Source organism: Corynebacterium sp. Marseille-Q4381 (assembly GCF_036881695.1).
Taxonomy (GTDB): domain Bacteria; phylum Actinomycetota; class Actinomycetes; order Mycobacteriales; family Mycobacteriaceae; genus Corynebacterium.
Window position 1 is genome coordinate 43,638 of sequence record NZ_JBAJNR010000003.1, and the last position, 25,368, is coordinate 69,005.

The 25,368-nt window shown below is 64.9% G+C and carries 24 protein-coding genes and 1 tRNA gene; 10 read left to right on the top strand and 15 right to left on the bottom strand.

What is annotated here, in order from left to right; genetic code table 11:
• Positions 1-118 precede the first annotated feature (118 nt).
• Together polA and V6D40_RS03335 are read right to left on the bottom strand one after the other, a co-directional pair.
• Positions 119-2,743: a DNA polymerase I gene (gene polA / locus V6D40_RS03330; RefSeq protein ID WP_334288949.1), complete on the bottom strand. Its 2,625-nt coding sequence runs from the start codon at positions 2,741-2,743 to the stop codon at positions 119-121.
• 24 nt (positions 2,744-2,767) lie between these two features.
• Positions 2,768-3,925 (bottom strand): hypothetical protein, encoded by a 1,158-nt coding sequence (locus V6D40_RS03335; RefSeq protein WP_334288950.1) that lies wholly within the window; start codon positions 3,923-3,925, stop codon positions 2,768-2,770.
• 101 nt (positions 3,926-4,026) lie between these two features.
• Here V6D40_RS03335 and dcuC point away from each other — a divergent pair, with 101 nt between their 5' ends.
• The gene (gene dcuC, locus V6D40_RS03340) at positions 4,027-5,502 is read left to right on the top strand and encodes a C4-dicarboxylate transporter DcuC (protein WP_334288951.1); all 1,476 of its coding nucleotides are present in this window, start codon (positions 4,027-4,029) and stop codon (positions 5,500-5,502) included.
• A 111-nt stretch (positions 5,503-5,613) separates the two neighbouring features.
• Positions 5,614-5,687 (top strand) — tRNA-Leu (locus V6D40_RS03345).
• A 167-nt stretch (positions 5,688-5,854) separates the two neighbouring features.
• Here the strand turns inward: V6D40_RS03345 and V6D40_RS03350 are convergent.
• Both V6D40_RS03350 and V6D40_RS03355 read right to left on the bottom strand, forming a co-directional pair.
• Positions 5,855-6,163, bottom strand: a complete 309-nt coding sequence (locus V6D40_RS03350) for a hypothetical protein (RefSeq protein ID WP_334288952.1) — start codon at positions 6,161-6,163, stop codon at positions 5,855-5,857.
• Between the two features lie 214 nt (positions 6,164-6,377).
• Entirely contained in the window at positions 6,378-6,734 is a 357-nt protein-coding gene (locus V6D40_RS03355; protein WP_334288953.1) for a hypothetical protein, read from the bottom strand.
• Positions 6,735-6,870: 136 nt separating this feature from the next.
• On the opposite strand from V6D40_RS03355, the gene V6D40_RS03360 reads away from it, so the two are divergent.
• The 4 genes from V6D40_RS03360 to V6D40_RS03375 all read left to right on the top strand — a co-directional run bounded on the left by V6D40_RS03360 (position 6,871) and on the right by V6D40_RS03375 (position 10,337).
• Entirely contained in the window at positions 6,871-7,497 is a 627-nt protein-coding gene (locus V6D40_RS03360; protein WP_334288954.1) for a hypothetical protein, read from the top strand.
• 170 nt (positions 7,498-7,667) lie between these two features.
• Positions 7,668-8,597 (top strand): ABC transporter substrate-binding protein, encoded by a 930-nt coding sequence (locus tag V6D40_RS03365; RefSeq protein ID WP_334288955.1) that lies wholly within the window; start codon positions 7,668-7,670, stop codon positions 8,595-8,597.
• 2 nt (positions 8,598-8,599) lie between these two features.
• Positions 8,600-9,559 carry an amino acid ABC transporter permease gene (locus tag V6D40_RS03370; protein ID WP_334288956.1) on the top strand — a complete coding sequence of 320 codons (960 nt, stop codon included), beginning with the start codon at positions 8,600-8,602 and terminating at the stop codon, positions 9,557-9,559.
• A 4-nt stretch (positions 9,560-9,563) separates the two neighbouring features.
• The gene (locus V6D40_RS03375) at positions 9,564-10,337 is read left to right on the top strand and encodes an amino acid ABC transporter ATP-binding protein (protein ID WP_334288957.1); all 774 of its coding nucleotides are present in this window, start codon (positions 9,564-9,566) and stop codon (positions 10,335-10,337) included.
• Here V6D40_RS03375 and V6D40_RS03380 read toward each other — a convergent pair.
• From V6D40_RS03380 to V6D40_RS03410, 7 genes are read right to left on the bottom strand one after another with little or no spacing between them, the layout of a single operon-like run.
• Positions 10,334-11,089 carry a sulfite exporter TauE/SafE family protein gene (locus V6D40_RS03380; protein ID WP_334288958.1) on the bottom strand — a complete coding sequence of 252 codons (756 nt, stop codon included), beginning with the start codon at positions 11,087-11,089 and terminating at the stop codon, positions 10,334-10,336. The genes V6D40_RS03375 and V6D40_RS03380 overlap by 4 nt on opposite strands.
• A 2-nt stretch (positions 11,090-11,091) precedes the next feature.
• Positions 11,092-11,568 carry a pantetheine-phosphate adenylyltransferase gene (coaD, locus tag V6D40_RS03385; RefSeq protein ID WP_334288959.1) on the bottom strand — a complete coding sequence of 159 codons (477 nt, stop codon included), beginning with the start codon at positions 11,566-11,568 and terminating at the stop codon, positions 11,092-11,094.
• Complete coding sequence (locus V6D40_RS03390; RefSeq protein ID WP_334289098.1) at positions 11,569-12,150, bottom strand: RsmD family RNA methyltransferase; 582 nt, start codon at positions 12,148-12,150, stop codon at positions 11,569-11,571.
• Between the two features lie 39 nt (positions 12,151-12,189).
• A complete protein-coding gene (locus V6D40_RS03395) occupies positions 12,190-14,292 on the bottom strand; it encodes an ATP-dependent DNA helicase RecG (protein ID WP_334288960.1) in 2,103 nt (700 codons plus the stop codon).
• A 4-nt stretch (positions 14,293-14,296) separates the two neighbouring features.
• Positions 14,297-15,883: a DAK2 domain-containing protein gene (locus tag V6D40_RS03400; RefSeq protein ID WP_334288961.1), complete on the bottom strand. Its 1,587-nt coding sequence runs from the start codon at positions 15,881-15,883 to the stop codon at positions 14,297-14,299.
• A gap of 11 nt (positions 15,884-15,894) precedes the next feature.
• Positions 15,895-16,539, bottom strand: coding sequence for a uracil-DNA glycosylase (locus V6D40_RS03405; RefSeq protein ID WP_334288962.1), 645 nt, complete (start codon positions 16,537-16,539; stop codon positions 15,895-15,897).
• Positions 16,536-17,501 carry a thiamine-phosphate kinase gene (locus V6D40_RS03410; RefSeq protein ID WP_334288963.1) on the bottom strand — a complete coding sequence of 322 codons (966 nt, stop codon included), beginning with the start codon at positions 17,499-17,501 and terminating at the stop codon, positions 16,536-16,538. Before V6D40_RS03410 ends, V6D40_RS03405 begins: the two co-directional genes overlap by 4 nt.
• A 34-nt stretch (positions 17,502-17,535) precedes the next feature.
• Between V6D40_RS03410 and V6D40_RS03415 the strand changes: the two genes are divergently transcribed.
• On the top strand, positions 17,536-18,447 hold the full coding sequence (locus tag V6D40_RS03415; protein WP_334288964.1) for a DUF3515 domain-containing protein: 912 nt from the start codon (positions 17,536-17,538) through the stop codon (positions 18,445-18,447).
• Here V6D40_RS03415 and V6D40_RS03420 read toward each other — a convergent pair.
• Both V6D40_RS03420 and V6D40_RS03425 read right to left on the bottom strand, forming a co-directional pair.
• A complete protein-coding gene (locus V6D40_RS03420; protein ID WP_334288965.1) occupies positions 18,410-19,471 on the bottom strand; it encodes a D-alanine--D-alanine ligase family protein in 1,062 nt (353 codons plus the stop codon). The genes V6D40_RS03415 and V6D40_RS03420 overlap by 38 nt on opposite strands.
• Before the next feature lie 19 nt (positions 19,472-19,490).
• Complete coding sequence (locus V6D40_RS03425; RefSeq protein ID WP_334288966.1) at positions 19,491-20,489, bottom strand: NAD(P)H-dependent glycerol-3-phosphate dehydrogenase; 999 nt, start codon at positions 20,487-20,489, stop codon at positions 19,491-19,493.
• A gap of 155 nt (positions 20,490-20,644) precedes the next feature.
• Between V6D40_RS03425 and V6D40_RS03430 the strand changes: the two genes are divergently transcribed.
• Genes V6D40_RS03430 through V6D40_RS03440 form a run of 3 tightly spaced genes read left to right on the top strand, consistent with a single transcriptional unit; the run spans position 20,645 to position 22,666 of the window.
• On the top strand, positions 20,645-21,664 hold the full coding sequence (locus V6D40_RS03430; RefSeq protein WP_334288967.1) for an NUDIX hydrolase: 1,020 nt from the start codon (positions 20,645-20,647) through the stop codon (positions 21,662-21,664).
• A gap of 43 nt (positions 21,665-21,707) precedes the next feature.
• Positions 21,708-22,160 carry a YbjN domain-containing protein gene (locus V6D40_RS03435; protein ID WP_334288968.1) on the top strand — a complete coding sequence of 151 codons (453 nt, stop codon included), beginning with the start codon at positions 21,708-21,710 and terminating at the stop codon, positions 22,158-22,160.
• 5 nt (positions 22,161-22,165) lie between these two features.
• Entirely contained in the window at positions 22,166-22,666 is a 501-nt protein-coding gene (locus V6D40_RS03440; protein WP_334288969.1) for a hypothetical protein, read from the top strand.
• Between the two features lie 633 nt (positions 22,667-23,299).
• Here V6D40_RS03440 and leuD read toward each other — a convergent pair.
• Positions 23,300-23,893: a 3-isopropylmalate dehydratase small subunit gene (gene leuD / locus V6D40_RS03445; protein ID WP_334288970.1), complete on the bottom strand. Its 594-nt coding sequence runs from the start codon at positions 23,891-23,893 to the stop codon at positions 23,300-23,302.
• Between the two features lie 28 nt (positions 23,894-23,921).
• Positions 23,922-25,343 carry a 3-isopropylmalate dehydratase large subunit gene (leuC, locus tag V6D40_RS03450; protein WP_334289099.1) on the bottom strand — a complete coding sequence of 474 codons (1,422 nt, stop codon included), beginning with the start codon at positions 25,341-25,343 and terminating at the stop codon, positions 23,922-23,924.
• Between the last annotated feature and the right edge of the window lie 25 nt (positions 25,344-25,368).

The following is a 25,368-nucleotide window of genomic DNA, read 5'->3' on the forward strand; positions in this document are numbered from 1 at the left end:
CTGTTAAGTTCGTAGACAGCCGTACAGGTGAGCGGCATGGAGGGATAACTGAATAGCTCGCGGGGCGGGTGCCGGTGGTGACCACCGCGGCACCCGCCCCGTTTCATTGTCTTTCCGGCTAGTGCGCCGCCTCGTCCCAGTTCGTGCCCTCGCCGGCGGAAACTTCGAGCGGGACGAGCAGCTCAATGGCGCCGTCCATTTCGCGCTCGACGATCTCGCGGACCGCGTCCAGCTCGCCCGGGGCGACTTCGACCACCAATTCGTCGTGGACCTGCAGTAACACTCGCGAGGTGTAGCCGTCCAAGGCGGCGTCGACACGCAGCATCGCCACCTTGATGATGTCGGCGGCTGTGCCTTGGATCGGTGCGTTCAACGCGGCGCGCTCAGCGTTCTCGCGCGCGAGCCGGTTATCGGAGGTGAGCTCGGGCAGGTAGCGGCGGCGCCCGAAAATCGTGGAAGTGTAGCCGTCGCGGCGGGCCTGCTCCACCACCTCATCTAGGTAGCGTTTCACACCGCCGAAGCGCTGGAAATAGGCCTCCATAATTTGTTTTGCCTCCCCTGCCGGGATGCCCAGCTGGTTAGACAGGCCGTACGCGGACAGCCCGTACACCAAGCCGTAGCTCATGGCTTTGACGCGACGGCGCAGTTCCGGGGTGACCTGGTCGATCGGTACTTCGAAGACTCGCGAGCCCACGAAGTTGTGCAGGTCCTCCCCCGCCTTGTACGCCTCGATCAAGCCCGCGTCCTGGCTTAAATGGGCCATGACACGCATCTCGATCTGGGAGTAGTCGGCGGTGAGCAGGCAGTCGTAGTTCTTACCCACGGTAAATGCGGAGCGGATCCTCCGCCCGGCCTCCGTGCGCACGGGGATGTTCTGCAGGTTCGGCTCCGCGGAGCTTAGGCGGCCTGTCGACGCCACCGTCTGGTTGAAGGTGGTGTGAATGCGCCCGTCCGGCTGAATCGTCTTAATCAGCCCCTCGATGGTGGACTTCATCTTCTGGTACTCGCGGTGCGCGAGCAGGTGGTCCAGGAACGGGTGCGGGTGCTTCTCAGCCAGAGCCTCGATCTCGCCGGCTGCGGTGGAGTAGCCGGTTTTGGTCTTCTTCGTCTTCGGCAGGTCGAGTTTGTCGAAGAGGACCACGGAGAGCTGCTTGGGGCTGGAGAGGTTGAGGGTGGGCTCGTCGACAAGCTGCCGCGCTTCCTGCTCCACCGCGGCGACCTTGTCCGTGTAGTCGCGCAGCAGCTCGTCGAGCACGTCCTGGTCCACGGCGATGCCGGCGTCCTCCATCTCGGCGAGCACGCTGGTCAGCGGGATTTCCAGGTCAGCGTAGAGCTCGAAGGAGTCGATGGCGCTGAGTTGGGCGGACAGTTCGGCGGCGAGTTCGAGGACGGCCGAGGCGGCGTCGTGAAGCGCCGTGCTCCGCAGCTGCTTCTGCAAATGCCGCTGGTAGACGTCCTCCAGCGCGTAGGTGCGCTGGCCCGGGCGCAACAGGTAAGCGGCAACCGCCGTGTCGTGCGCAATGCCGCGCAGCGTGATGTCGCGGCCGCGCAGCATGTGGTAGGCGGCCTTCGCGTCGTGCAGGAATTTGGGTGAGTCGGACTCGGCCCAGCGCTTCAGCGCCGCGTCCTCCTCCGGGGACAGGTCGGCTGCGTCGCGCTGGAGGGCTTTTCGCTGCTTATCGACGATAGCGATCCCCTCCACATCCCCCCTCCCAGGAGCAACAGTGCCCGTGAGGTACACGGCCACACCTTCGCCCTCGCGGGCCGCAAGCCACTCGTCGAGGGGGATATCTTCCACGACCACGTCTGGCAACGCGACGGTGTCGGCCGAGGCGGTGTCGGCAGGCGCGCCGGTGGTCTCCACCACCGCAAGGACGCGCTCGCGCAGGTTCACGCCGAACTCCAGATCGTCGAAGGCGCGGGCCACCTCGGCCACGTCTGCCGGCTTGAGCTGCAGATCGTTAGGCCCGACCGGAAGTTCAACGTCGGTGACCATCTGCGTGAGCTGGCGGTTCATCTTCACCTGCTCGATGCGGTCGCGGAAGTTCTGACCCGCCACACCCTTCACGTTCTCGGCGCCAGCGATCAGTGCGTCGAGCGAGCCGTGCTCCACAATCCACTTCGCGGCCGTCTTCTCCCCCACCTTCGGAATGCCCGGCAGGTTGTCCGACGGGTCGCCGCGCAGCGCCGCGAAGTCCGGGTACTGCGCCGGTGTGAGCCCGTACTTGTTCTCCACCTCTTCGGGCGTAAAGCGGGTCATCGTGGACACCCCGCGGGTCGGGTACATCAGCGTGGTGTGCTCGTCCACCAGCTGGATGTAGTCGCGGTCGCCGCTAACCAGAACGATCTCGAAATCGCCCTCGGCGCGGGCCTCGGTGACCAAGGTGGCCACGATGTCGTCGGCCTCGAAGTTCTCCTTCGACAGGGTGGCGATGCCGAGGGTGGCAAGCGTCTCCTCAATGATTGGCACCTGGCCCTTGAACTCGGGCGGTGCCGCGGAGCGCTGCGCTTTGTACTCGGGAAACTGCTCGGTGCGGAACGTCTGCCGGCCGACGTCGAACGCGACCGCCATGTGGGTGGGCTCCTCATCCGCCACGATGTTGGCCAGCATGGACAGAAAGCCGTACACCGCGTTTGTGTGCTGCCCACCGGAGGTGGAGAAATTCTCCGCGGGTAGTGCGTAGAAGGCGCGGAAGGCCATGGAGTGGCCGTCGATAAGCAGAAGGCGTTTCACGGCCTCCAAGCTACCCGGCCAAGCTGCGCCGGACTACGGGCGGGTGGGGGCCGGCGGGTAGTGGCCGCCGAAGCCTGCGTACGGTGCCGGCGCGGGTTGAGCCGGCGCGGGTCGGGGCGCTGTGTCTACTGCCGCTGCGCGCAGGCCAATGCCTGCGATGGCAGCGCCGGCGACGGAGGCGACGAGCCAGACGATAGCGCCGGCGGTGTACCTACTCCAGAGCTGGTTCTCGGACTGCAGGGCGCAGACGAAGAACCACACGAACTCCCACCCGTACGCGGTAGCCGCGGTCACCCACGCCGCGCGCCAGCGCTTCGTGGCGCCGAGCACTGCCGCTGCGACGACAAGCGTGAGGAACCCGTAGAAGGTGAGCGTGTAAAAACCATCGTTCATGACCTCGACGAACCACGCGATCGGGGCACGGGTAAATGCCGCCAAGAGCACCGCCAGCACTGCGCTCGCACCCATGAGCGACCAATGCTTGCCCTGCGGTGCCGGGTTCGGCGACCACAGCGCAACAGCCGTGCCGGCGCGCTTGGCTCGGACGAGCTCCGCGATGCTGAGCGCAGCGCCGGCGAGGCCAAGCGCCATCCATAACCAGGTCCCCGCGCCCACCGCAGCGTCACGCGCCCCGTATTGGTCAACTCTTTGTTGCAGGGAGACATCGTCAAAGTAGATCTTGACCGGAAACGAGGCGAGATGGACTGCCCAGAAGAACTGAGTGAGTGCGGCAATCAGGGCGATCACCGGGGTTGCCCACCAGCCACGGGCGCGATGGGCGAGTGCAACGGTAAGGACAAGGCTTAGGAGCACGACCACCGCGGCGATCGGCAACACGATCCACTGGTTTACAAACTCGCCACGAAGCAGCAGCGAGGTGTCGAAGCCGGTGTGAGTCTCGCCGTCGGATGACCTGACTGTTCGGTGGCCAAGGAGCGTGCGCACCTCGACGATGCTCCACGCACCCAAGGTCGCGCTGGTCTTGTACGCCTGCAGAAACGAGGTGACGAGGGACAGCGCGGCCACCACCGCCATGCCGATCGGGAACACCCGCAGCAGCTGGTTCGTCTTAACGGTTTGCGCAGGCGCGCCTGGCCCGACGGGCGGCGGCGGAGGGGCGCCCTGCGGGCCGAAGGCCGGCTGGTAGGACTGCTGCGGATGGGAGGGCGGGCTCCAAGGATTGTGCGTCACGGTAATTTCCTTCGTTGCTCTCTCGCCTAACTGCCTGCGCTTGTACGACCACCGTTATACATTAGGCAGGAAAATACCAGCCAGAGTGTAGGGAAATTTTAATGATTTTCATCCTGCTCGCCGTCGCCGCGATCGTGGCCGTCGGCTATTTCATTTTTAAGGAGGTGCACGCAGCTTCCGCGATTTTCGCGGTGGGTGTCCTGCTCCTCATCATCGCGGCCGCCACCGGCCGGATCGAGTACTCGTCGGCGAAGATTGAGCCGAGCGGCAACGCGTTCTACGACGAGCTTTTGATCATTGAGTCGCTGTTCAAGTCCCGGTACTCGGGTACCGGTATGGCGATCATGGTGCTGTTCGGGTTCGTGGGCTACATGCGCCACATCGGCGCCGACGCCAAGACCGTTGTGGCGCTTTCCAAACCGCTGCGCAAGTTCAACGGCTCCTACTGGCTGGTGCCCATCGGTTTCCTCGTTGGCACCCTGCTCTCACTCGTCGTCCCATCTGCCGCTGCCCTATCGCTGCTCTTGGTCGCAACGTTAATGCCAGCGCTCATCGCAGCTGGCCTGTCGCCGCTGACGGTGGGCGCGATCATCGTGACGTCCTCCACCATTGCCCCCTCCCCGCTCGAAGCTGGTCTGATCCAGGGCGCGTCGCTGGTGGACATGACCGTCACCGAGTTCGTGTTCGGCAACGTGGCTAAAGCAACCATTCCCGCACTGGTCATCGTGGCGTTCACCCACATGTGGTGGCAGCGCCGCTGCGACATTAAGGACGCAGCGAAGATGCAGGCTGAGGTTGGCGCTGGTGTTGGCGCGGGCAACGGTTCCGCCGGCACCGGCGCCGAGGTGACAGCCGCGGACGCCGCGGAAATGCAGGAATCCGAATCCGACCGGCGCGTGCGCGAGGCCGTCGAGCGAGCCGAGGGCCTGCCCGGCTTCTACGCCATCCTCCCGCTGCTGCCGCTCATCCTGATCATCGTGTCCGCGATTCTCAATCGCATGGGCGTGATCTCGTTCGAGGCGGAGATCCTCCCAGTGACCGTGGTCTCCCTCATGGTGACCATGGTGATCGAGGCGATCAGGCTTCACGACATAAACTACGCCGTGGACTCGCTGAAGGAATTCTTCGCGGGGCTCGGCGAGGCCGCTGCGGGCGTGGTCGCCCTCATCGTGGCCGCTGCCATCCTGGTCGAGGGCATTACCCAGATGGGTGTCATCGACGGCCTGACCACCATCGCCCAGCGCTCTTCCGGCGCCGCGGTGCTGATGGTCATCATCTTCGTCGCAGCCACCGGCCTCATGGCGCTGCTCACCGGCTCCGGCGTGGCTCCGTACTTCGCTTTCTCCGAGATGGTGCCGGGCCTGGCAGCCCAGACTTCGATCCACGCTCCGCAGATGCTCACCTCGATCTGGTCAGCGTCGAATCTCATGCGGCAGGGCTCGCCTGTCAACGCGGCGGTGATCATCGTCTCCGGCGCGCTCGACGTGAACCCTGTTGAACTGGTGCGTCGCACGCTGGTGCCGATGCTCGTCGGCACGATCGCTTCCGTCGTCTTCGCTTTCATCTTCATCGCGTAGCGTGGCTACGAAACCGCTGGTGGGCACGCGATTCAACGATGCGCCCACCCTGCGCTACACTTTGAAATCACGCCGCTGACGCTTGAACGCGAGCTTTCACGCGGCGCGGATGCCCCAGTAGCCCAATTGGCAGAGGCAACGGATTCAAAACCCGTCCAGTGTGAGTTCGAGTCTCACCTGGGGCACACATGACAGACTTACGGGGATCTTGGAAAACTCGCTCTAGATTCTCGCGACCGCGCCGGCTGTGTGCGTCTGAATTCAGTACGGTCGCAAGGACGAAACGTAAAGACACTCATTTTAGGGAAAGTTGTCGATTTACCAACGACAGCTTAGATGCACTTAGCACGCACTAGCCGTGTTTCTTGTTCCACCGATACCGGCGGAAGTAAAAGATCGGCAAAATAAGGACGTAGTAAACGCCTAGTGTAAATATGACTGGGATCAGCAGTTCATCTAGGTTGAAATTGCTCCAGAATGAGCTGTTTGCGCTGGGGTGCTGGGTGCCGGATTCCTCGTTGACGGGAAATACCACGTACATGGCGATTGCCCCGAGAGGCACAATGACGAAACTCTGCCACCATGGCGGAACCCATGGCGCCCCATTTTCGTCTCTGGCGGCGAGCGCCCCTCCGAAACCCATTTCAAACCTAGATCCCATCCCCAGAACCTCCTTAGCTGATGTGCATCTGTACACTTCTCGACTTCGGGTTCGTCTGCACTACGGTTTTGGGTCTCAACGAGGATGCCCGTGGAACTTAGTCTACGACTGGACCGTAATGCCGTTGGTTAAAGAATTCTTCGAAATCCCGAAGAACCCCGCTCACCCGCCTCGACGAGAGGCTTGGTGGGCGGGGTTCTCTGCTGTGTGACGGCTACTTGCTCGTGCGAGTGAGCACCATCATCTGCTTGTTGTCGTCGGTCGGCTGGAGCGTCAGCGTCTCGCCGTTGAACTGGCCCTCGAACGCGAGGTCTTGGCCGGTCTTCACGTCGGCGAGCTTGATCTTCTTTCCGCCGTCTTTGGACTGGCAGCGGGCGTCGTCCGTGTTGCCGGCGTTATCGGTGAACGACCAGCGGCACTTGTTGCCCAGCTCCAGGGTGGCGGTGCCCTCTTTTGCACCGGTGTCGATGTTGGTGACATCGCCGGTATACGTGCCCGCCGTCGAGCTGCCGCAAGCGGTGAGGCCGACGGCGGTCAGGACCGTTGCTGCTACGAGTGCTGTCTTTTTCAACTCTGTCCTCCTGTTGAGCAAAGTAAGAATGTCCTTAAATCGTTGTGCTGCTGACAATAGCGCGCCGTCGTAAAGCAGGACTATCCCCCGTGACCGGATTCGCGGCCGTCGAGATAAAAACGTTATCATCTGCGGTATGCGCAAAACCTTGGCTACTGGCGTCACCGCCTCTCTTCTCCTCTCGGGTGCCCTTGTCGCACCGACCGCGTCTGCACAGACCGCCCAGCCGGCAGGCACCGGCGCGAACAGCTCTATCGAAAGCTCGAGTTCAGCTGACAACGCCGGCGAGAAGAAGCTGGGCTCGTCGCGGGATGAGACGAAGAATGTTCCGGAGGCGCCGTCGATAGGCAAGCGCTCCGACGCCCTCGATTTCCTGGACGCCGACCCGTACGGCGACCCCCTCTACATCGACCCGGAGAAGAACCCGCTGAAGAAGGTCTCCAGCTCCGAAATGTTCACGGACTGGACCAAGGACATGCCGGAGGGCACCGGCAAGGATGTCGTCCAGGGTTGGGCGGCTGGCTCATCCATTCCGGACACCGCGAACCCAATCGAACTGTGGAAGCAGGAAGTCCAGGGCCTGGGCATGATGTCGTCCGGTCTTGCCACCGGCGACTTCGCGCAAAGCTCCCGCGGTTCTAGCCAGGCAACTTCGGTGATTATCCCGGTGCTGGTTGGCAGCCTGGTGATTGGCCAACTCATTGAGTTGGTGATGCGCGGCCTGCGGATGGCGGGTATTGAGGTCCCGGCCCTGACCTTCTAGCGGTTAGGTGGGCAGTCCCCCTCTACATAACTGGGCGCAGCTACTTCGGTGGCTGCGCCTTTTTTCGTTACGTCCCCACCCACAAGGGCCCGAATCGGCGCTCTTCCCCCTGAGGGTTTATTATGCACTGCGGTGTATGTTTTTCTTTCCGACGTGATTTTTGGTGACGGATGCGATTTTTAGGCAACAACCCGAGGCGCGCAGCGGCGCTGATACCCGCCGCGGCGTTGCCGCTGGCACTGGCGGGGTGCGTGACCAACCACGAGGGTGGAAACCCCGACGGTTGGGAAGCGATCGTCCCTGAGACCGTGCCTGAGATCGCGGCGATGGTCCCGGCCGAGGTTGCTGCAGACGGGGCGTTCTCCATGGGCACGAACCCACCCTTCGCACCGTTCGAGTTCAAGGATTCCGACGGCAACTTAATCGGCCTCGAGCTGGACTTGGGCCGTGCGCTCGCGGGCGTGATCGGGCTGGAGTACCGCCCGCAGGAAATGGACTTCGCCATGATTCTGCCGGCCGTGCAAGCCGGCAGTCTGGATGCTGGCATGTCGGGCTTTACCGACAACGAGGAACGCCGCCAGACCTTTGACTTCGTCAACTTTCTCTACGCGGGCATCCAGTGGGCGAAGCAGCCGGACGCAGATATCGACCCCGCTAACCCGTGCGGCTTGACTGTCGCTGTCCAGCGCACCACTGTCTCGGACACCGACGACGTCCGCCCGAAGAGCGAGGAGTGCGTCGCCCGCGGCGAAGACCCGATCACGGTCCTGGCGTTCGACACCTCTGACAACGCGGCGCTCGCTGCGCTGGTCGGCCGCGCCGACGCGCTGAGCGCCGACTCCCCCGTGACGGCGTGGGCAGTGCAGCGTTCCGACGGGCGCATGGAGCTCGTCGGCGACATGTTCGACGCCGCGCCCTACGGCATCGCCGTGCCGAAGGATTCTGGCCTAGCTCCTGCGCTGGCTGCCGCCATGCAGCACCTAATAGACACCGGCGACTACAACCGCATTCTCGCCCAGTGGGGCGTGGATAGCGGCCACCTCGAGCAAGCGATGATCAACGAAGAGCCGTACGCACAGCAACCAGAAGGGCAACGATAACCATGAGCAATCGCGTGACACCGCGAAACCGCCGGGAGGCTCCCGCGCGTCCCGAGCGTATTGAGGCCAAACCGCTGCGCCACCCCGGACGGTGGGTCCTCGCCGCTATCTTGGTGGCGCTTTTCATCTGGTTCGTCGTCGGTGCAGCCCGAAACGAGGCGTACGGGTGGGACACCTACTTCCAGTACCTCTTTGACACGCGAATCGCCCGCGCCGCGCTGCACACCATCGCGATCACGGTCCTCGCGATGGTGATCGGCGTCGTCGGCGGCGTGATCCTCGCCGTGATGCGCATGAGCCCGAACCCGGTGTTTAAGTCAATCGCGTGGCTGTTCCTCTGGGTCTTCCGAGGTACTCCGGTCTACGTCCAGCTCATGTTCTGGGGCCTGATCGGCGCGATCTACGATTCGATCAATCTAGGGTTCGCCCAGATCTCGCTGGAGCCGTTCACCTCTTCGGCGTTCATGCTCGCCGTGGTGGGCTTGGGTCTCAACGAGGCCGCCTACATGGCTGAGATCGTTCGCTCCGGCGTGTCCTCGGTGCCCGAGGGCCAGATCGAGGCGTCGAAGGCGCTCGGCATGGGCTGGGGCCAGACCATGCGGCGCACAGTGCTCCCCCAGGCGATGCGCATCATTATCCCGCCGACCGGCAACGAGTTCATCTCGCTCTTAAAGACCTCTTCGCTCGTGGTGGCTATCCCCTATTCCCTTGAGCTCTACGGCCGCTCCATGGATATCGCGGCCGCGTTGTTCGAGCCGGTTCCGCTGCTGCTTGTGGCGGCGACGTGGTACCTGGCAATCACCTCGATTTTGATGGTCGGCCAGTTCTACCTGGAGAAGTACTTCGACCGCGGCGCGTCGCGCCAACTCACCTCCCGTCAGCTGGCGAGCCTCGCGGACGCGGAGGGCACCATCCCCAAAAACGTCCAGATCATCGACGCCCCGGAAAAGAAAGGCCGTTAACGCCATGACAATCAAGCACACCCCCATGGTGCAGGCCGTGGATGTCTGGAAGTCCTTCGGCAACTTGGACGTGCTCAAGGGCATCAACTTGGAAGTGATGCCGGGCACCGTAACGTGCATCATCGGCCCGTCCGGCTCCGGTAAATCGACGTTTCTGCGCTGCGTGAACCACCTGGAGCAGGTCACAGCCGGTCGCCTCTACGTCGACGGGGAGCTCATCGGCTACCGCGAGCGCGACGGCGTGCTCTACGAGATGAGCGAGAAGGACGCCGCGAAGCAGCGTCGCGATATCGGCATGGTGTTCCAGAACTTCAACCTGTTCGGCCACCGCACCGTACTCGACAACATCATCGAGGCTCCCGTCCACGTCAAGGGCCAAAACACCGCCGAGGCGAAGGCTCGCGCGATGGAGCTGCTCGCCATGGTCGGTTTGGAGACGAAAGCAGACGCGTACCCGATCCAGCTTTCGGGTGGCCAGCAGCAGCGCGTCGCCATCGCGCGCGCGGTTGCGATGGACCCGAAGCTGATGCTTTTCGACGAGCCAACCTCCGCCCTCGACCCCGAACTCGTCGGCGAAGTGCTCCGTGTGATGCGCGCACTGGCCGACGAGGGCATGACAATGATCGTGGTGACCCACGAGATGGCGTTCGCGCGTGAAGTCGCCGACAACGTGATTTTCATGGCCGACGGCCAGATCGTCGAGGCAGGTCCCGCGGACGAGGTCCTCGAGCGACCGAAGGAGGAGCGCACGCAGGCCTTCCTGTCCACCCTGTTCTAGGCGGTCAGCAGGCCGGTTATACCGCGTACAAGCGCGGTGAGACCACCGAACGCCGCCAACCCCAAAGCCACGCGGTAGGCCGCGGCCACGGGCACTTTGGTGGCAACTCGAGCACCAGCAACGATTCCGGCCACCATGGCCGCGGACGCGGCTCCCCAAGTTGCGGACGCAACTGCTGCGAGGTCCGCGGCGCCCGTGGCCTCCTTTATCCCGAACGACAACGCCCCGCTGACCAGAAAGATCGGCTGCAGCGTCGCGGCGTAGATCGATTTCGGCCAGCGCGCTGCTTGCGCGTAGACCGTGATGGCGGGGCCCGCGACGCCGGCGAGCGTGTTCATGAAACCCCCGACCGCCCCGGCAAACGCCGCTGGCCACGTTCCCTCAATCGGGGGAACGTAGCGTTTACCTAATGTGACCACGCTCAACGCGGCCAACAACAGCACGCCCACCACTACAAGCAGCACGTCAGGCGACACCGCCCGGATGAGAAAAGCACCCGGCACCGCACCCAAAATCAGGCAGGCGGCAATGGGTGCGACGCGGCGCCAGTCCACGTTAGCGCGCATTGCGATTGTGTTGGACGTCGCGTTAATGGTGGCCAGCACGTTGACCAACATGACGCCTTGGACAGGCCCCATGAGCACAGAGAGTGCAGGAGCGGCAATGAGCCCCAGCCCCATCCCGGTGACGCGTTGCAACGCGGCCCCGGAAAAGACAGCGAGAACCACCCCGGCAATTATGGCGGCCGACATGGCTACTTCAGTTTCTCAGCAATGGCGCGGTGCACCGCCTCAGGTACCAATCCTGTGATGTCGCCGCCGTACTTGGCCACCTCCTTGGTCAGGGAGGAGGAGATGTAGCCGTACTTCTCGTCTGTGAGCAGAAAGTAGGTGTCCACCCCGCTTAACCGCCGGTTCATCTGCGCCATGGGCAGCTCGTACTCGTAATCCAGCGCAGAACGCAGCCCCTTCACCAGCGCGGTGACGTGGTGCGCGGTGGTGTAATCCACTAACAACCCGCCCCAGCTGTCCACCCGCACGCCCGGGATATCGGCGGTGACGGTGCGGATGAGCTCGACGCGCTCGTCAATCGTGAACAGGCCCGATGTTTTCGTCGGGTTGCCGGTCACAAGCACGATGACCTCGTCGAAGTGGCGCGAGGCGCGGGTGACAATGTCCAAGTGGCCGTTCGTGATCGGGTCGAACGAGCCGGGGCACACAGCGGTGGTCATCTACTCCTCCTTAGCTTCCGGGTCTTCGTAGACGGCCATGTCCATGCGGGCGATGCCGTACAGGCGCTTCTTCAACTTCTGCCCGGTTGGGGTGAATTCCGGCGGCCAAGCGGTTTCGGGGCTTTCGCGGTGGCGCTCGATGACGACAACGGCCCCGTCGACAAGCAACGGCTTCAGCGCCTCCACCATCTCTGCGACTGCCTCGTCGGCGAGGTCGTAGGGCGGGTCCGCGAGCACCATCGAAAAGTGCTTGCGCGGTGCGCGGGCGACGTACGTGGACGCCTTCACCGGCTCGACGGTCACGTCCGGGTGCCCCACCACGGACACGTTGTGCTCGATGATCTGCACAGCGTGCGGGTCGTTCTCCACCAGCACGACCGACTCCGCGCCGCGGGACGCTGCCTCTAGGCCCAGCGCGCCGGAACCCGCGAAGAGGTCCAGCACCCGTTGGCCGGGGAAGCCGAAGCGCACTTGGAGGGAGGAAAACAGGCCCTCGCGGGCGCGGTCCGACGTCGGGCGCGTGCCCTCCGGCGGCACCTTGATCTTGCGGCCTCTGGCTTCGCCCGAGATGATGCGGGTCATCGACATGGCCCCGCTCCTTTCTGCTGCACAGTGTGTGCTCTAACTCTTATCCAAATACTCGAAGTCTTCCGCCACAAACGTCGCCGTTGCGGCGCGCGCGAACTCCAAATTATCCGCGACGATGTTTGCCGCGTCGTCGTAGGCCCGTTTCACCAGATCGAAATCGTCGACCAAGTTCACAAGCTTTAGCGTGCGGGTGATACCCGATTGCATCGTGCCCAGCACGTCGCCTTCGCGGCGGTTGAGCAGGTCGAGCTCCGCGAGCGCGAACCCGTCGTTGGTCTTCGCAACTTGCGCGACGCGCTCGAAGGCGGGGCTGCCCTCCGGCGCGAGCGTGTGGAAAAGGCACAGCGACTCGTTGCCGCCGCGGCCCACGCGCCCGCGCAGCTGGTGCAGCTGGGAAATGCCGAAGTGCTCCGACTCCCGGACCATCATGACCGTCGCGTTCGGCACGTCGACACCGACCTCGATCACCGTGGTGGAAACCAGCACGTCGATCTGACCGGCGGCGAAGTCGCTCATCACGTCGTCTTTCTCTACGCCCTTCATTTGGCCGTGGAGCAGGGCTACCTCGAGGTCGCGCAGCGGACCGGCTTGCAGCGCGGCGGCGGTCTCGAGCACACCCCCTTCCCCGTCGATGCGTGGGCAGACGATGTAGGCCTGGTGGCCGGCCGCGACGTCCTCGCGGATCTTTTCCCACGCCCGCTCGACCCAGCGCTCGAGCCACTGCGGCACGACGGCCGACTTAATCGGCTTGCGCCCGCCCGGCAACTCTTTCAGCGTGGAGACTGAAAGGTCGCCGAACACGGTGATCGCGATGGTGCGAGGAATCGGCGTCGCCGTCATCACCAGCAGGTGTGGAGTGAGCTCACCAGCCTTGGCGCGCAGCTGGTCGCGCTGCTCCACCCCGAAGCGGTGCTGCTCGTCGACGACGACCATGCCGAGGTTGAAGAACTCGACCCCGTCCTGGATCAGGGCGTGGGTACCAACCACAATGTCGGCTTCCCCGGTGACGATCTTCAACAGCGCGTCCTGCTTCGCCGCAGCTGGCATGGAGCCGGTCAGCGCCACCACCTTGACCGGCACACCGGCAGCCATCAGCGTGCTGGTCAGCGACCGGGCGTGCTGCATGACCAGGACTTCGGTCGGTGCCAGAAACGCGCACTGCGCGCCGTTGTCCACGGCCTGCAACATGGCGAGCAGCGACACGATGGTCTTGCCCGAACCCACCTCGCCCTGGAGCAGGCGGTTCATCGGCTGTGTGAGCGAGATGTCTGCCGAGATGTCGGTCAACACGCTGGATTGGCCCCGGGTGAGCGGGTACGGCAAGCGCTTGAGCAGCAGGTCCTGGTCGCCGCCCTCCTTGCGCGGCAGCGGCGGCGCGCTGCGGTGCGACGCGTCCGCTCGGCGCACCCCCATCGCGAGCGCGACAGACAGCGCCTCGTCGTACTTTAGGCGCGCGAGCGCCGCTTCTGGCCCGTCCGGGCCCGGCTCGTGGATCTGGTGCACGGCGGCGTTGAGTGGCAGGTACCCGATGGGCGTGAACCCGAGCGGCTCTTCAACCGGCGGCAGCGATTGAAGCACCATGTGGATCGCGCCCATGATGGTCCACGTGCTGACGTTTTTCGTCGCCGGGTAGAGCGGCAGCCACTCGCGGCCGGAGAGGATCTCTTCCAACTCCCCGAAGTGGGACAATTGACGAAGGGAGCCGGTGGCCTGGGTCGGCCCGTCGAGAAGCACAAAATCCGGGTGCTGCAACTGGGGCCGGTCGTGGTACACGGAGAACTTGCCGGTGAACATCGCGCGCCGGCCTGGTTTGAGCACCCGCCTCGCGTACTCGGAGCCGAAGAACGTGGCGGCAAAAGTGACGTTGCCGTCGTCGATACCAATTTTGTAGATGGGCCGCTTGGGGTTTTTCCGGTTGGTGATCAGCTGCTCTGAGACCACGGTGCCGATGAGGGTGACGGTGTCGCCCTCTTCCAGGCCCTCGATACCCGAGCTCGTGCCGTAGTGCAGGTACCGGCGGGGGTAGTAGCGCAACAGGTCCCCGCACGTGATGATGTCGAGGTGCTTGGCAATGGCGCGCGCCTGCTTCTGGGGAATCACCAGGTTCAGCGGGCGGGTGTCCTCGAAGCCGAGCATGGCGCTACTCCACCCCGATCTCAGCAACCGCGCCGAGTTTGTCTGCCGGGAATGCGAACACGTCGACGCCGAGGCGGTCCGGCAACTGCGCCAGCGCAGCCTCTTCCACGGCTTCCGGGTCGAAGAAGATGGTGACCTGCTCGCCGCCGTGAGACAAGAATCGCTGGCAGGTGGTGGTGATGGCGTCTGTTGGTTCGTCGGCGATCAACACCAGCTCACCGCGGGTGGTCACCACTATGTCGCCCCTCGCCACCGCGCCGCCCTGGATCAGCCCCGCGCGCGGCGCCCGGTGCGCAACGGCGGTGCGCATCTCGCTTGCGGCCTCGGCCATGGCGAACGCGGCGGTAGCCAAGGGCTGGCTCGGATCGTGCACACTCAGTGCCGCTAAACCGGAGACCAGACGCACGGTGGGCAGCAGGGTGACGGATTGCTCGAACGCCCGCGCGGCCTTTTCCACCGCGGCCAACTGCCGCTGGTCGAGCAGCCCGTTCGGCAGCAAGACAACCTCGCTGGCGTCAGACCGGCGGATGGCGGCAAGCAGGTCCGCCACGACGTTGTCGCCCGGCGCTACCGGTTCCGCACCAGCCTCGCGGTACAGCTGGGTGAGAGACCCGGGAGGCGTGATGGCCAAGATGAGGCGCTCGGGCATGGCAGTGACGGGCGTGGAGGGAAGGACTTCCAGGCGCAGCTGCGAGACCTCGCCAGCGGCGAAGGAGCGCTCGATGACGCGCCCCGCGTCCGTGGAGTGGATGTGCACCTTAGCTTCCGTCTCGTCCACGCGGGCGACGATCAGGCTGTCGCCCAACCCCGCCAGCTCAGCTTCCAGCGCGTCGACGTCGCCGTTGAACATGAACATGACTTCGAGGTTGCCGGTAGCGCCGTGGCTCTCGCCGGCGTAACCAGCAACCCCACCCACCGGCGGCGCGGCCTCATGCTCCGCGGCGCTTTTCACAGGCGCAGCATCGACTTCCTCAGTAAGCGCTTCGAGGAGCACCACAAGCCCCATGCCGCCAGCGTCCACGACGCCGGCCTTGCGCAGCGCTTCGAGCTGGGACGGTGTGTTGGCCAAGGCGGTGCGGGCAGCCTCCGTAGCCGCGAGCGCGACGCCTTCGATGCTGGACTCGCTCCCGTCCCCGGCATCCGCCACCTCCTGGGCTGCGGCGACGGCGGCGGCGCGCAGCACGGTAATCACAGTGCCCTCCACCGGGTCGGCGATCGCCTTGTCCACGAACCGCACCGCCGCCGCCAAGGAGTCGGCGATAACGGCGCCACCCGGCGCGTCATCGGCCATGGATTGGGCCACGCCGCGCATGACCTGGGAGAGCACCACGCCCGAGTTGCCGCGCGCGCCTTTTACGGCGCCGACGGCGAGCGCTTCGGCGACTTGGCGGGGATCAGCGGCTGCGGGCAGGCGCTCCGCTTCCGCGACGGCCGACGCCATGGTGTGGGCCATGTTCGAACCCGTGTCCGAATCGGGCACGGGGAACACGTTGAGTTTGTTGATCTCGACTCTCCGGCGGTTCAGCTCGTCGCTTGCGCGGCGGGCCCACGACATCAGCCGTGCGCCGTCGAATCGGGATGGGTGCGCCATGGGGGCTTAGTTTACAACGACCAATCGACAGGCTTTGCGCCTTGGGCTTGAAGGTGCGCGTTCGCACGAGAGAACGGGCGCGAGCCGAAGAACCCCCGCGAGGCGCTTAAGGGCGACGGGTGGGGCGAGGCGATCACTGGCGTGTCCCCAAGGAACTTGGCCGCGGTTTGCGCGTCCCTGCCCCACAGGATCGCCACCAGCGGCTGGTCGCGTTCGGCCAGCCCCCGAATCGCCGCCTCGGTGATCTCTTCCCACCCCTTGCCGCGGTGAGAGCCCGGCTCGCCGGGGTGGACGGTAAGCACCCGGTTCAGCAGGAGGATGCCCTGGCTCGCCCAGGAGGAAAGGTCGCCGTCGACGCGCGGCGGGATGCCGAGGTCGTCGTTTAACTCCTTGTAAATGTTCACCAAGGAGCGCGGGGCGGCCACCCCGGGTTGGGTGGAAAAGGCGAGACCCATCGGGTGCCCGGGTGTCGGGTACGGGTCTTGGCCGAGGATGAGCACGCGCACCTCGTCGAACGGCTGCTGGAAGGCGCGCAGGATGTCGTCACCTCGGGGCAGGTAGGCGTCTTGCGCGCGGAGGAAGTCGCCCATTAGGTGCACTTGCTTTTCGACGCCCCCGAGCACCCCCATCCACGATGCATGCACTGGCAGACTCATGCGAAGCTCTCCCATCCTGCGGTGTGGGTGGGCGGCGTGGCGTCGACAAGCACCTGTGCCCCTTTCACTACTTTGCCGATGGAGCGGAACCCGACCGGGGCTAAGCCGTCGCAAGTGCCGATGAGCGTGTGGTCCTCGCCGCCGGTGAGCACCCACTCCCAGGGGTCGGTACCGAGCAGCTCGCCGGCGGCGACGAGGAGCGCATCGGGGGCGATCGCCACCGAGGACAGGTCGATGCCGACGCCGGAGCAGGACGCCATGGTGGTCAGGTCGCGGACGAGGCCGTCCGAGTTGTCGGTCATGGCGGTCGCGCCGGCGGCGCGGGCCACTACACCGCGGCCCGGAGTGATCTCGGGGACTTGGTGAGCGTTGACCAGCGGTTCGAGTGACGGCGGGATCTCCTTGCCGGACTTAAGCAGCGCGAGCCCAGCGGCCGAGTAGCCAATGCGGCCGTGGGCGACCACCCTTTGCCCGGGTCGGGCGCGCGAGAGGGTGAGCGCGTCGAGGTTGCCGCCGAGCGAGCCGATGGCGGCGAGCGAGATCACCAGCTCATCCCCCGACGTGACGTCGCCGCCGACGAGCTCGGAGGACCACGCTTCCGCCATGGTGCCCACGCCGCGGGCCAACTCCTCCACCACCGAAAGCGGCGTCGAGGGCGGCGCGGAGACCGCGAGCAGCGCTGCCACAGGGGTCGCGCCCATCGCCTCGATGTCGGCGAAGTTCTGCACCACAGCCTTCTGGCCGACGTGGAAGGGTGTGGTGGTCTCCGGGCTGAAGTGGCGGCCGGCGACCAGCATGTCGGTCGCCGCCACCACGCGCGAGTTCGGGGCGGAGCGGGTCAGCACCGCAGCGTCGTCGCCGTTGACCGTAGACGGGGCTGCCGCGACGATCGCCTTGATGACGTCGCCTTCACCAACCTCGCCCAGGGTTGGGCCGGCGGAGGGAAAGCCGGTGTGAATCACGTTGTAACAAGGCCTTTCACTAGACTATGCCGCCATGAGCTCGACTGTTAAGGACGAATTCCAGATTAACCGGACTTTGCTCTCCATCATCCTCGCCCTCGCTCTCGGGCTCGTCGCCGCGGTGCTTTTCGGCGCGCGCTACACCTTCAACACGGTCGCCCAGCAACCGGTGGCCATGCCGGAGCTTCCCTCGTCGCAGGCCGATTCCGCCGAGTGCGCCGCGCTGATCGATTCGCTGCCGGCGAAGGTCGCGGGACATAAGCGCGCCGAGCTCGCCCAGCCCGCCCCGGCGGGCGCGGCCGCGTGGCAGTCGTCGTCCACCGACCGGGTGACGCTGCGCTGCGGAGTCGACCTGCCGCTGCAGTACACCGCGCTGGCGTTGACCGAAGAGGCGGGAGGCACCGAGTGGCTGCGCGTCGACGACCCGGCGAGCGAGCTCAGCACGTGGTTTACGGTGAACCGCTCCCCCGTCGCTGCCGTCACCGCCGAGCGCTCCGGCCGCGCCCCAGTCGGCGACATTGACGCCTCTCCCCTCCCGCTCACGGATCTGGCTCCGGCGCCGGCACCTCTGTCGCAGCTCGCCGCTGGCGACGCTGCGGCATGCGGCCCGCTTGAAGATTCGGTGCCGCAGGAGATCGCGGAGGGCTTTCCGCTTGTCGACGCCCCCCAGCCCCACACCCTCGCATGGCAATCATCCGGCAACCAGACGGTGGTGCTGCGCTGCGGCGTGGCGGATCCTGCGAACTACGCGCCGGGCGCCCAGCTTGTGCAGGTCAACGACATAACCTGGTTCGAAGACGACGCGGACGCGGCCGCCACCACCTACTACGCCTTGGGGCGCGAGGCGGTGGTTGCCGCGTCGATCCCGCTGACCGGCTCCAACGAGATCATCACGAACGTAAGCGACCTTATTGCCGGCGCGATCCCCGCTCGAGCGCAGTCGTAACCAGAGTGCGCAAAAGCTCCGGGTAGCTCAGGCCGCTTGCCTGCCACACCTGCGGGTACATCGAAATTGAGGTGAAGCCGGGCATGGTGTTGACCTCGTTGAGCACCGGGCCGCCGGCGGTGAGGAAGAAGTCCACGCGCGCAAGCGAAGCGCAGTTCAACGCCTGAAACGCGGTAACCGCGAGCTGCTGCAGTTTCTCGGTGGTCGCCTCTCCGTAGGGCGCGGGGATGGTGGCGGTGACCTCGTCGTCCAAGTACTTCGTCTCGAACCCGTAGAAGCCCTCCGCCGAGTCCTCGGTGCCGTTCAACCGCGCCGGTACCGACGCCTCCACACGCCCGTCCGGGTACTCGAGCACGCCGACCTCGACCTCGTCGCCGTGCAGTGCGCCTTCAACGAGCACTTTGGTGTCCTCTGCGAACGCGAGCTCAAGCGCGGGTTCCAGCTCCTCCCAGGTATCCACCTTGGATACGCCGATGGAAGATCCGCCGTTCGCCGGCTTCACAAAGACAGGCAACCCCAGGCGATCGCGGTCGGTATCGCTGAGCGTCTCCCCGGCGCGCAGGATGGCGCCGGGCGCGACCGCGATCCCCTCGGCCTCCACTAGCTTCTTCGTGTACTCCTTGTCCATCCCGCAGGCCGACGCGAGCACGCCCGGGCCCACGTACGGCACGCCGGAAAGCTCGAAGAGGCCCTGGATAGTGCCGTCCTCGCCATATTTGCCGTGGAGGACGGGGAAGACGACGTCCACTTCGGCCACCACCTCGCCGGTGGCTGGGTCGGTGAAGGTGCCGCGGGTTGAAGGGTGCGTCGACAAGCAAACTGCCCTTCCACCGGTGACTTCCGGCAGCTCGCGGCCCTGAACCGGGTCGAGCGAACCCTCGACCCAAGTTCCGTCGCGCGTGATACCAACCGGGAAGACCTCGAACGCGTCGCGCGGCAGCTCGGCCATAATCGCGCCGGCGGAAATGCAGGAAATCGAGTGCTCGGTGGACTGCCCACCATAAATAACAGCGATGCGGATCACGTGGCGATCCTACCCGGCGCTACTCCGACTTCTTGCTTCGGCCCATCAGCGCCGCGATCGCGTCGGAGACCTTCAGCTCCGCGTGGCACACCGCGTGCACGGCCTGGGTAATCGGCAGTTCCACACCCTCGCGCTGGCCGAGCTGGAAGATGCTTGCCGACGAAATCACGCCCTCCGCAACCTGCCCCTTCGTCGCAGCCTTGGCCTCCTCCATGGTGGCGCCGGCGCCCAGCGCGTGGCCGAACGTGCGGTTTCGCGACAGCGGCGAGGAGCACGTGGCGACCAAGTCGCCGAGCCCCGCGAGGCCAGCGAACGTGCGCTGGTCGGCGCCCAGCACGAGGCCCAGGCGGGTGATCTCCGCCAGCCCGCGGGTGATCAGCGTGGCGATGGTGTTCTCTCCCAGCCCCTGGCCAGCAGCCATGCCGCACGCCAGCGCGATGACGTTCTTCGTCGCGCCGCCAATCTCGCAGCCCACCACGTCGGCGTTGGTGTACGGGCGCAGGTAGCTCGTTGCGCACGCCGCCTGCACCAGTTTCGCGCGGTTCTCGTTCTCGCAGGCGATCACTGTGGCCGCCGGTTGCTCTTCGGCGATCTCGCGCGAGAGGTTCGGCCCGGACAGCACGGCAATCCGGTCCGTGTTTGCGCCGGTGACTTCCGCGATGATCTCGCTCATGCGCATGTGCGTGCCGGTCTCAATGCCCTTGGAGATGCTGAGCAGCGTCGCGTCGCCCGGGATGTGCGGTGCCCACTGGGTGAGGTTGCCGCGCATCGTCTGGCTGGGCACGCCGAACACGGCGATCGCGGCGCCGTCGAGGGCCTTTTTGAAATCGGCCGTCGGGGTGATCGCTTGCGGCAGCTCCACACCCTCGAGGTAGTCGGGGTTCTGCCGCGTTTCGGCGATCGTCTTGGCAAGCTCTTCCCGGCGCGCCCAGAGTTGCACCGAGTTGCCTGCGTCCGCAAACACCTTGGCCAGCGTGGTGCCCCACGAACCGGCACCCATGACTGCCACGTTGACCACGATTCGCACCCGCCTTGCTTGCTTCTGACGCCATGAAAATGCTTCTACAGAAACTAACATCTGCCAGCTCGCGAGGCCGGTTGGCGGGGCGGGTAGGCGGGGTTAATAGGCGGGGCCGGATGCAGCGCGCGCAAGGGTAGGACACAATAGAACCTATGGCTGAACATTCCCCGGACCCCACCACAATGCACGAGCAGGACAAAGACCGCGCGGGGGAAATGTTTATCACCGGCCGGCACCAGGAGATCCCCGTCAAGCCGGACAAGGAGTTCTCCCGCACCACGCTCGCCGCCGGCGCTGTTTTGTGGCGCGGCGACCTGACGCACCCGGACTCCCTCGAGGTGGCCTGCATCCACCGGCCGCACTACGACGACTGGTCGCTAGCCAAGGGCAAACTCGACCCGGGCGAGTCGCTGGTCGCCGCCGCCGTGCGCGAGGTGCAGGAAGAAACCGGCTACGACATCCGCCTGGGCAAACTCATCGGCAAAACTGTCTACCCGGTCAAGGGCAGCACCAAGGTGGTCTACTACTGGACGGGCGAGGTCACAGGCGGCGACTTCACCCCGAACGACGAGGTGGACGAGATCCGCTGGCTGCCCATCGCAGAGGCGAAGGCGCTGATGAGCTACGACCTCGACCGCGAGGTCTTGGCCAAGGCAGAGAAGCGTTTCCGCACCCCCGCAGACGCGCGCATCCTGCTCGTGCGCCACGCCCGGGCCCACGAGCGCGAGAAGTGGTCCGGCGACGACAACCTGCGCCCGCTGGACAAGAAGGGCCGCCGCCAGTCCGAGATGCTGGTTCCGCTGCTCGCGCCCTTCCACCCCGAGCGCATCTACTCGGCGCAGCCGCAGCGTTGCCAAGCAACCGTGGCCCCGCTGGCCGACGAGCTGAACTTGGAGGTGGAGGTTGAAGCACTGCTTGACGACGCTGCGTGGCACTCCACCATGGTCCAATCCAAACAGGCCATCTCGGAGATCATCTCCCGCGGCGGCGTCAGTGTGGTGTGCGCCCAAGGTGAGGCCATCCCCCAGATCGTGGCGTGGCTGTCGTCTCAAGGCACACTCCCGATCGACACCGACATCGCCGCGAAGAAGGGGTCTACCTGGGCGCTGAGCTTCAGAAACGGCCAGCTCACCGGCGCCGACTACATCCCCACCGCCCTGCCAGTGCAGTAGCTCTGGACCTACTACTGACGTACCAAGAGAAAGGATCATGCGCATGGCCGACACCACGGCTTTGGCACCAATCACCCAAGAACGCGTCGAGGCGCAACTCGACGCGTTCGACCTGAAGTACTTCCGCGGCGAGGACGGCAACACCCGCACCGCGTTCCCCGGTCTCGTGTGCTTTTTCGATTTCACCGACGCCGGCTGCAAGATTTCGAGCCGCTGGCTCGGTACCGCCGCCACGCCCGAGGACATTGAAACCCTGCGCGAAACGGCCAACGTGCTCAACCGCATCATCCCCCTGGTGCGCACCCACCCGATTTTGCGCTCGGACGACACCGCAATCGCGGTCATTGAGGCGCCACTGTTCTCCACCGTGGGCGTGACCGACGAGCAGCTGAAACAGATGCTTGAATATTACTTCTCCTCCGCCCACCACGTGATGGCCGAACTCAAGCAGGCCCTGCCGCACATCGACGACTCCCTGACCGAAAGCAAGGCGTAAACGTTATGACTACTGCGAACACCCCCGCCAACTCCCCAGATCTTCAACCGCTCTCCCTGGAGCGCGTCGCGGCTACGTTCGACGAGCTCGGCTGGAAGTACGACCTTCATCCAGAGACGCAGGCTCTCCGCACTGGGTTCTCCGGTATCGGCATGGAGATCAAGTTCCTCGCCCCGACCGTGAGCATTGTCAGCACCGTCGCCGTCGACGTCATCACCGCCGACCGCTATAAGGACGTTCTCACCTGGGTCGAGAACTACAACCAGCACAGCGACTTCCCCTCCGCGTCCGCCTTCGAGGACACCCAGCGCAACCTCGCCGCCCTCGGCGCCACTTTCGCTTTGCCCGGCTACTGGGACTACACCGACGAGCAATTCCAAGCGCACCTCACCTCCGGTATCCAGGGTGTTGTGAACTGCGCCCGCGAGTTCCTCGGCCACTTCGCCCCGGACGTTCTGCAGCACCTCGATTCCGCCAACGCCGGCGCGGGCACCGGCGAAGCGTAGGCAGCTGCAGCGGTTGCGGCTCCGGCTGCTGTAGAGGTGGCGGTTGCTGGCCGCTTCGGCCGATACAGCTCAAGGTCACCACAAACTGTTGCTGACAAAGTGGCGCTTCCAAAGTGTTGTTTGCACATGGTCATTAACTGAGTACGCACCCCCTAGGCAGGCCGCCACTACTCGACTAATGACCATCTGCAAGCAACACTTTGGAGATGACCATCTGGCCAGCCCCGCGATGGCCCCGCAACAGCCCAATCAGCTGTGAAAGAAGTGATGCGTGGGACAAGGTTCTGCCGCGCATAATCGTCGGCGATTCGAAACTGCCCTAGCGAGATCGCCAGCCGCCGCACTTTCCCCTGCCGCAAACCGTTGCTTGCAAAGGGTTGCTTGCACATGGTTATCAACCGAGAAGACACCCCCTAGGCAGGCCGCCACTACTCGACTAATGACCATCTGCAAGCAACACTTTGGAGACGACCATCTGGCCAGGCTGCGGCGACCCGGCAGCAGCCCGGTCGAGCGTTGCAAAAGTGATGCGTGGGACAAGATTCTGCCGCGCATAACCACCTCATCCTCAAGTAGACGGTCTTATGCGCGGCAGAATCTCGACGTAAGAGGCGGCGCGGGCGCCCAGCTTGACTAGAGATCGACCGCCGGCTTGAAACTGGGGCGGGATGCCTCGAAGGACTCGATGGCGGCTTCGTCGCGGAGCGTTAGGCCGATGTCGTCGAGACCTTCCATAAGCCGCCAGCGGGTGTATTCATCGATCTCGAAGGTGTAGGTGTTCTCGCCGACGGTGACGGTCTGATCTTCGAGGGACACGGTCGCTTCGAGGCCTGGCTGCTGCTCAAGCTGCTTCCAAATGAGCTCGATGTCCGATTCGGTCATGATGCCGGCGAGGAAACCGGCCTTGCCGGAGTTGCCGCGGAAGATGTCGGCGAAGCGGGGGCTGAACACAGCGCGGAAGCCATAGTCCATGAGTGCCCAGACGGCGTGCTCGCGGGAAGACCCGGTACCGAAGTCTTCGCCGGCGAACAGCACGGAACCGTTGCGGTACGCATCCTGGTTCAGAACGAAGTCCGCTTCGTTCTCCCTCCAGTTCGAGAACAGCCCGTCCTCGAAACCGGTACGCGAGACGCGCTTGAGGTAGCGGGCGGGAATGATCTGGTCGGTGTCCACGTTTGTTCGGGTCAGCGGCACGCCGACGCCGGTGTGGGTGGTGAATTTCTCCATGGGTGTCTCCTTACTTACAGGTCGGCACTTACAGGTCGGCGGGGCCGGCGAGGTGGCCGGTGACGGCGGTAGCTGCGGCCACCAGCGGAGACACCAAGTGGGTGCGTCCGCCCGGGCCTTGGCGTCCCTCGAAGTTGCGGTTTGACGTCGACGCGGAGCGCTCCCCCGGCGCTAGCTGGTCCGGGTTCATGCCCAGGCACATGGAGCAGCCGGCGGTGCGCCACTCGGCGCCGAACTCTTCGAAGATCTTGTCCAGGCCCTCTTCCTCCGCCTGCTGCTTGACCATCGTGGAGCTCGGCACAACGAGCATGCGGGTACCGTCGGCAATGCGTCGGCCGCGCACCACGTCGGCGGCGGCGCGGAGGTCCTCGATGCGGGCGTTGGTGCAGGAGCCGAGGAAGACAGTATCGATGGCGATGTCGCGAAGCGGGGTACCCGGCTTGAGGTCCATGTACTTCAGCGCCTTCTCGGCGGCCTGCTTGGCGGCGTCGTCACCGAAGCTCTCCGGATCTGGGACGTTCTCGCCGAGCGGTAAACCCTGTCCTGGGTTGGTTCCCCAGGTGACGAACGGGGTCAGCGCGGAACCGTCGATCTCGACGACAGTGTCGAAGGTCGCACCCTCATCGGTCGGCAGCGTCTTCCAGTACGCCACCGCGTCGTCCCAGTCCTGACCCTTCGGCGCGAACTCCCGGCCCTTGACGTACTCGAAGGTCTTCTCGTCCGGGGCGACCATTCCGGCGCGGGCGCCGGCCTCAATCGACATGTTGCAGATCGTCATGCGCGCTTCCATGGAGAGTTTCTCGATAGCTTCGCCGCGGTACTCGATGATGTGGCCCTGGCCGCCGCCGGTGCCGATCTTGGCGATGATCGCCAAAATCAAATCTTTCGCCGTCACGCCCTCGGCGAGCTCGCCCGAGACCTCAACCGCCATCGTCTTGAACGGCTTGAGCGACAGCGTCTGCGTCGCCATCACGTGCTCAACCTCGGAGGTGCCGATACCCATCGCGATGGAACCGAACGCGCCGTGGGTCGAGGTGTGGGAGTCGCCGCACACAATCGTCATGCCAGGCTGGGTGATGCCGAGTTGTGGCCCGACAGTGTGCACGATGCCTTGGCGGATGTCGCCCATCGGGTACAGGCGCACGCCGAACTCTTCGCAGTTCTTGCGAAGCGTGGCCACCTGGGTCCGCGAGGTGGGCTCGGCGATCTCCAAGAGGTTGCCGGATGCGATGCCCTCGGTGGGGACGTTGTGGTCTTCCGTCGCTAAGTGCAGCTCCGGGTGGCGCAGCGTGCGACCAGCCACGCGCAGGCCGTCGAACGCCTGGGGCGAGGTCACCTCGTGCAGCAGCTGGAAGTCGATGTAAATTAGATCGGGCTGACCGTTCTCACCCTTGGTCACAACGTGGTCGCGCCACACTTTCTCCGCCAGCGTCAACGGCTTCTCGGCCATCGCGTCCTCCTCAAACGTCCAAAAT